This is a genomic window from Pantoea sp. BAV 3049, from assembly GCF_009765445.1.
In the GTDB taxonomy this organism is placed as follows: Bacteria; Pseudomonadota; Gammaproteobacteria; order Enterobacterales; family Enterobacteriaceae; genus Erwinia.
Genome location: NZ_WHOY01000031.1, coordinates 1,050,285 through 1,056,948, shown reverse-complemented (window position 1 = coordinate 1,056,948; position 6,664 = coordinate 1,050,285). Strand labels below are relative to the sequence as shown.

The 6,664-nt window shown below is 59.1% G+C and carries 3 protein-coding genes and 1 pseudogene; all 4 read left to right on the top strand.

Annotation, left to right across the window (positions count from 1 at the left end; translation table 11 throughout):
• Positions 1-482: pseudogene (locus tag GSQ70_RS05745) on the top strand (serine/threonine protein kinase); the annotation flags it as partial.
• 54 nt (positions 483-536) lie between these two features.
• Positions 537-2,465, top strand: a complete 1,929-nt coding sequence (locus tag GSQ70_RS05740; protein ID WP_158781658.1) for a type VI secretion system Vgr family protein — start codon at positions 537-539, stop codon at positions 2,463-2,465.
• Positions 2,462-2,884 (top strand): DcrB-related protein, encoded by a 423-nt coding sequence (locus tag GSQ70_RS05735; protein WP_158781657.1) that lies wholly within the window; start codon positions 2,462-2,464, stop codon positions 2,882-2,884. The genes GSQ70_RS05740 and GSQ70_RS05735 overlap by 4 nt, the downstream gene beginning before the upstream one ends.
• Positions 2,885-2,887: 3 nt before the next feature.
• A partial coding sequence (locus GSQ70_RS05730) for a DUF6531 domain-containing protein (protein WP_158785233.1) occupies positions 2,888-6,664 on the top strand: 3,777 nt, incomplete at its 3' end.

Sequence of the window (6,664 nt, the reverse complement as noted above, 5' to 3'; positions counted from 1 at the left end):
GGCGCTTTATCATGCCGGGACTGATTGCTGCCGGGGTGCTGGTGGGGGTTGGCGTGGGGGCGATGATCGCGGGCGGTGGCAGCGATACGTCGACACAGACCGCCTCGACCACTACGCCAGCCGTAACGGCATCTGCCGATCCGGCTGAGACAACGCCTGCCGCGTCAACACAACCAGCAGATACGGCAGGCACCACAGCAGCACAGGCCTCAGCCAGCAGCGATACCGCAGCACAGAACAGCGAACCGGCCGTAACCCCGCCGCCAGCGCCGGTTGCTCAGGTCTATATCAAGCTGCAGCCGGGTGATGAAGTTGCGATGAACGGCAGCCCGCAGGCGCTGGTGCCTTCACCCAATGGCTTTGCCATGCTGCAACTGCCACCGGGAGATTACCGCTTCAGCATCAGTAACGGCGGCCGCAGCCGCGATCAGAGCATCACCGTCGATCGCGAAGGTGTGTGGCTGCTCAACCCCCAGAGTTAACCTTCATCACAGAATCCGGCGGTCTGCCGGGTTTAGCCAGTCAGGGAAATCACCATGTTTGATCGTATAACCGTACAACTGCCAGTGGATGGGCTGCTGTTCTGGAAACTGAACGGCCGCGAAAAGCTGTCCAGCGCCTTTGAGCTTACCGTTCAGTTACTGAGCACTGATGCCCGTATCGACCGCAAGACACTGCTGGGGCAGCCGATTACCGTTGCTGTTCCAACGCAGGGCGTGCTGGCCACGCGCTATCTGAACGGCAAAATCACCAAAGTAGGCGTGAACAGTCAGGAGCTGAACGGCACGCGCTATGCGGTATACAGCGTGGTGATGGAGCCTGATCTCTGGCCGATGAAGCGCGACCGCAACCTGCGCATCTTCCAGAGCCAGACGGCACCGCAGATCGTCAAAACCCTGTTGGGTGAATATAACGTCACGATTGAAGACAGGCTGACCGGCAACTACCGCGTGTGGGAATACTGCGTGCAGTATCAGGAGAGCAGTTACGACTTTATCAGCCGTCTGATGGAGCTGGAGGGGATCTACTATTTCTTCCGCCACGAGGCGGAAAAACACACGCTGGTGCTGATGGACAGCGCGCAGCAGCATCAGCCGTACAGCGGCTATGAGACTATCCCATACCACGTCACGCCGTCGGGTGGCTCTACCCTCGAAGAGGGCATCAGCCTCTGGGAGCTGCAGGACCAGGTGACGCCGGGGATCTACAGCATCGACGACTACGACTTCCGCAAGCCGAACGCATGGATGTTTCAGGCGCGACAGAACCCGGCTTCTCCCTCACCGGGGCAGATCGACGTCTACGACTGGCCGGGCCATTTTGTGGACCACGACCACGGCGAGTTCTATGCGAAGATCCGCCAGGAAGTGTGGCAGGTAGAGCATCAGCAGATCAGCGGCGTCGGCACTGCGCTGGGCCTTGCGCCGGGCAACACCTTCACGCTCTCGAACGCCCCGTTTTTCAGCGACAACGGCGAGTATCTGACCATCGATGCTTATTACGATTTTGAAGAGAACAGCTACGCCAGCGGCAGCGACACCAGCACTAAACACAACATCGCGATCGAAGTGATCCCGTCGTCGATCACCTTCCGCGCCTCGCCGAAAACATCGTGGCCGCGTACCCACGGCCCGCAGACGGCAAAGGTAGTGGGGCCGAAGGGCGAGTCGATCTGGACCGATAAATATGGCCGTATAAAGGTGAAGTTCCACTGGGACCGCCTGGCAAAAGGTGATGATACCAGCTCATGCTGGGTGCGAGTCTCCAGCGCGTGGGCGGGCCAGGGCTTCGGCGGCGTGCAGATCCCGCGTGTGAATGACGAAGTGGTGATCGACTTTATCAATGGCGATCCGGACCGCCCGATCGTGACAGGACGGGTGTACAACGAGGCGAGCATGCCACCGTGGGCACTTCCTGCTGCCGCCACGCAGATGGGCTTCCTCAGCCGTTCAAAAGACGGCTCGCCGGACAACGCCAACGCCCTGCGCTTCGAGGATAAAGCTGGGGAAGAGCAGGTGTGGATCCAGGCGCAGAAGAACATGGACACCCACGTAAAGAATGATGAAACCCAGTCGGTCGGCGGCAATCAGACTGTCACCGTGCAGAAGACGTTCAGCAGTACCGTCTGCGGCACTTACGACCAGAAAACGCAGTGGAGCCGTAGCGAGCTGGTGGGCGGTGATTATGTGATGAAAACGCAGGGCGGCATTGCGCTGGCCTCGGGGGATGGCATCAGCCTGATTTCCGGCGACAGCATGCTGACACTCAATCCGAACGGCACCATCTCCCTGCAATGCAACCAGTTTGAAATTAACGCCTCAGGCCAGGGGCAGATCAATACCGGTGGCACGCTGGATCTTAATATCAATCAGCCAGCCAAAGCGCCGTCGCCGCAACCTACCCCCTCAGAAATTGAAAACGAAGTCACGGAAGCCTTTAAAGACAGCGGGAGCAGAACATCATGAATTACGTCATGTCAGAAGGAACGCTGCAGCTTCCTGAAACGGTGCAGGATCAAAGCATTACCCTGCTCAAACTGCCAAAAGTGCGCGCCACGCTGGTGGTCACCCGCGCCTGGGAAGTGAAAGCCGGGCAGGAAGAGGAGTATCTGCAGCAGCAACTGGCCAAAGTAAAACACGACATGAAGAAGTTCGCTGCTGACGAGGCTGAAGACACGCTGTTCGGCGGCCTGCCCGCGCGTGAAGTCAATATGCGTTTTGAAAATCAGGGCGTGCTGGTGGTACAGAAACTGCTGGTGGTCATGACCGCCACGCATCTGCTGGCGCTGACGTTCAGCCGGGCGGCGAGTTTCGACCCGGCCTCGCTGGAAGCCTGGCAAACCATTAAGGATCGATTTGTTCCAGTCGCAGGCACGGAGGCCTGATCTATGTCTGATTTGACCGCGGCTCGTTTAGACGATCCTTTAGTTCACAGCTCGCTCCTCTCAGACCTGGTCAGCGGGGTGGTGGAAGGGGCGATTTATGGCGGCATTCTGTTCGGTGCCGGGTTGATCTCCAGCACGGGGATCGGTATCGCCGTTGGCGTGGCCTTGACCGTCGGGGCTATGGCGTCAGGTTATCCGGAGAAACTCGGAAATAGGGCGGGCGAGGCGGTTGATGGCCTGCTGGATATGTTGGGGATGCGGGGACCACCGGACGCCGTGATCACCAGTGGCTCGGACAACGTCCATATTATGGGCAAACCGGCGGCCCGCGCTGCGGGAACGGTTGATCACGACTGGCTGAACGCTGCCGCTGCGGCGGATGAAAAAGAGCCGGGTTTTCTCGACAGCGCAATGGCGATGGCCGCCGGGATTGCGTCGGCGGTCACTCATCCCGGTGCCACGGCCAGCGCCCTGCTGGATAAAGTCAGCCAGATTAACGGCGACTCGGTGAAGCACTTTTTCAGCAGCCTGTATGACGATCTGGTACAGCCCACGGTCGCCAGCGCCAGTCCCTATGCTACCCCGGCCAGTAAAGACACCGTGGCCTGCAGCAAAGGCCATCTGGCTGAGAACGAAAACTTCCTCGCGGAAGGGTCGAAAAAAGTGCTGATTAACGGTCATCCTGCGGCCCGTAACGGCGATCGCAGCACCTGCGAAGCGAAGATACAGGTGAGCGAAAATCCCCGCGTTAACATCGGCGGTGACAGCATTGTGGTGCGTGATATCCGCAGCGGTAAAAACGCGCTGGCTTATTTTATCGGCGGGATCCTGGGCGGAGGAATTGGCAAAGAAGGCGCGAAGCTGCTGGAGCAGCTTTTTTCCCGTATTGCCGCGCGGCGCGCATTGCGGCAGATCACCTGTATTATCGCGGCGAATGCGGGTGCTGAAGTGGCAGGTGGCGTTGCCGTCCACGCGGTACAGAGCCTTTACCCGGTCAACTACGCGACTGGTGCCAAGATCCTCGCCGGTCAGGAAGATCTCGATTTTGTGCTGGAAGATCGCATTCCTCTGTACTGGCAGCGTATTTACAACAGCCGCAATCTTGCCAGCGGCATGTTTGGCACCGGCTGGATGATGCCGTTCGAAACCCGCCTGATCCGCTTCCGCCACGACGATGGCACCCTGCAATTCCTGTGGCGTGATATCAGCGGTCAGGAGCTGGGGCTGGGCGAAATCGCGCCGGGCGATGTGGTGCATTTTGATGACGATGGCTTCACGCTCTACTGCACCCTGCAGGGAGTGATCATCATGCAGACCGCTGAAGGAGAGTTCCATCTCTACGAAGCGGATCCGACCCGCGAAGGCGAATGGCGCATCGGTCGCATTTACGATCGCCATGAGAACTGCCAGCACTTTGGCTGGAACGACGCGGGGCAACTGGTCAGCATTGCCGGAGATAATGAAGCGCTGGACGTCAGGTTGAGCTATGAGCCGGTACACGGGCGCCTGACCGCTGTCCATCAGAGCGTTGCCGGTGAGTTTCGCCCTCTGGTTCGCTACTGTTACAACCCGCAGGGGCAGCTGATCGGTGTTTATGATGCTGACGGCATCGAAACCCGCCGCTTCAGCTGGGATCGCGCCAGCGATCTGATGGCTTCACACAGCTATGCCTCGGGCATGACCGTCGAATATCAGTGGAAACCGTCGATCGATCCACGCTACTGGCGGGTTTATGAATTTCAGGTTTTGGACGATAACCGGACCTGCCTGGAGCACTGGCTGATCGATGCGGATGAGCAGGATCGCAGTGCGACCGTGACTTGTTTCTCCGGCGGAACAACGGTACACCGCTGGGATGAGCTGTGCCGGGTGACTGACTATATCGACAGTTATGGTGCGCACTGGCGCTATCGCTGGGCGGAGCACGGCGACCTGCTGATGGCTACCCATGCGCCTGGCGACAGAGTCTGGGAATATGGCTATGACCAGCGGGCCAGGCTGACGATGGTTCGCGATCCGGCAGGCAGAACAACCCTCACCACCTGGCATCCGTCTTATGCTTTTCCGCTGCAGGAAGTGTTGCCGGATGGGGCTGTGTGGCAGTACCAGTACAACGCTGCCGGGGATGTTGTCGCCGTTATCGATCCCCACGGCGGGACAACCCGTTTTACCTGGAACGAGCAGGGTGACTTGCTGACCCGTACCGATGCGCTGGAAAACACGCACCGCTTCTGGTGGAACGAGCGGGGCCAGATTCAGCGTGATGAAGACTGTTCCGGCAACCAGAGCCATCGCCTTTATGACGATGCAGGCCGTCTGACTGGCACCACTGATGCGGAAGGAAACACCACACGCTATCAGTGGAGCGAAGCCGGTCGTCTGCGCTGTGTGACTCGGGCCGACGGGCGCGACACGCAGTATGAATATGACCGGGCGGGAATGCTCACCGGCGAGAATATTGACGGTTTTTCCGAGCGTAAGGTCACCCGTAACGCACGTGGGCAGATCGTCACAGAAACCGATCCTGCCGGGCATTTCACCCGCTATCAGTACGATCGTTTTGGACGCCTGACCGCGTTGATCAACCCTAATAACGATCGCTGGCAGTTTGAATACGATAACAGCCAGCGCCTGCTGGCACAGATCGACTATGCCGGGCGGCGCAAAAGCTATCGCTATGATGCGCAGGGGCTGGTGTCGGAGGTGACGGAGCATCCGCTGAACTCCGCCGGAGAAACGCTTGCGCCACATACCACCCGGTTTGAATACGATGTGGTGAACCGGCTGACGGTAAAAACCACCCAGCTGAACCGCACCGAGTATCACTATCGTCCTGATAACGTTGAAGTCAGAAAGATGTCGCTGGCGAACTGGCAACAGGCGCAGGCGGGAGGTTATGAGGTCCGCGAGACTGAAACCCTCAGCCTGACCAGCGATGCGCTGGGCAATCTGCTCAGTGAAGAGAACAGCGGCGGAATTTTCACTCATCAGTATGACGTGCTGGGTAATCTGACCAGCAGCACGCTGCCTGATGGCCGCTCAGTTAACTGCCTTCGCTACGGTACGGGCCACCTGTTGCAGGTTAATCTGCAACTGGGCGGCAGACAGCAGGAGATTGCCGGTTATCAGCGAGACCGGCTGCATCGTGAGACAGGGCGCACTCAGGGCGTGCTGAACCAGGAGACGCGCTACGATCCGGCAGGCCGGATCGTAATGCGCCGCAGCGGTTTTGAGGATCGCACCGGCATCATCTTCGGGCGTCGCTACAGCTGGGATCGCCTGGATCAGGTGATGCAGCAAAGGGTGCTGGATAACGCCACCCAACAGAACGAGTGGGCGCAGCAGCATCAGCGGTTTGGCTATGATGCTGTGGGGCAGGTGACCCGCGAGGTGCGACCCTTTAAAGAGGAGCACTTCAGCTGGGATGCCGCCGGAAACCAGACCGATAAGCCGGGTCAGGTGGTCTGGCATAACCTGCTGCAACGCCTGAAAGGCGCACGCTGGTCTTTCGATGGCTTTGGCCGGATGATCTGGCGCAAAAGCGGTCCGGATGCCACAGAACAGCGGTTCAGTTATGACGATGAGCAGCGGGTGTCAGAGGTCCGTTTTGAACGACATCCGGAGTTCAGCCGGGTTGAGTATCGCTACGATGTGCTGGGCCGCCGAACCCACAAGATCCTGCACCGGCATGGCGTAGAAACGGAGACCGTTTCGTTCCTGTGGAGCGGGCTGCGGATGGTGGGCGAAAGCAGCAGCGCGACCCCGGAACGTAACACGCAA

Excerpts from the sequence above, each read along its gene's own strand:
- GSQ70_RS05740 (WP_158781658.1), top strand. The coding sequence starts at position 537 with ATGTTTGATCGTATAACCGTACAACTGCCAGTGGATGGGCTGCTGTTC.
- GSQ70_RS05735 (WP_158781657.1), top strand. The coding sequence starts at position 2,462 with ATGAATTACGTCATGTCAGAAGGAACGCTGCAGCTTCCTGAAACGGTG.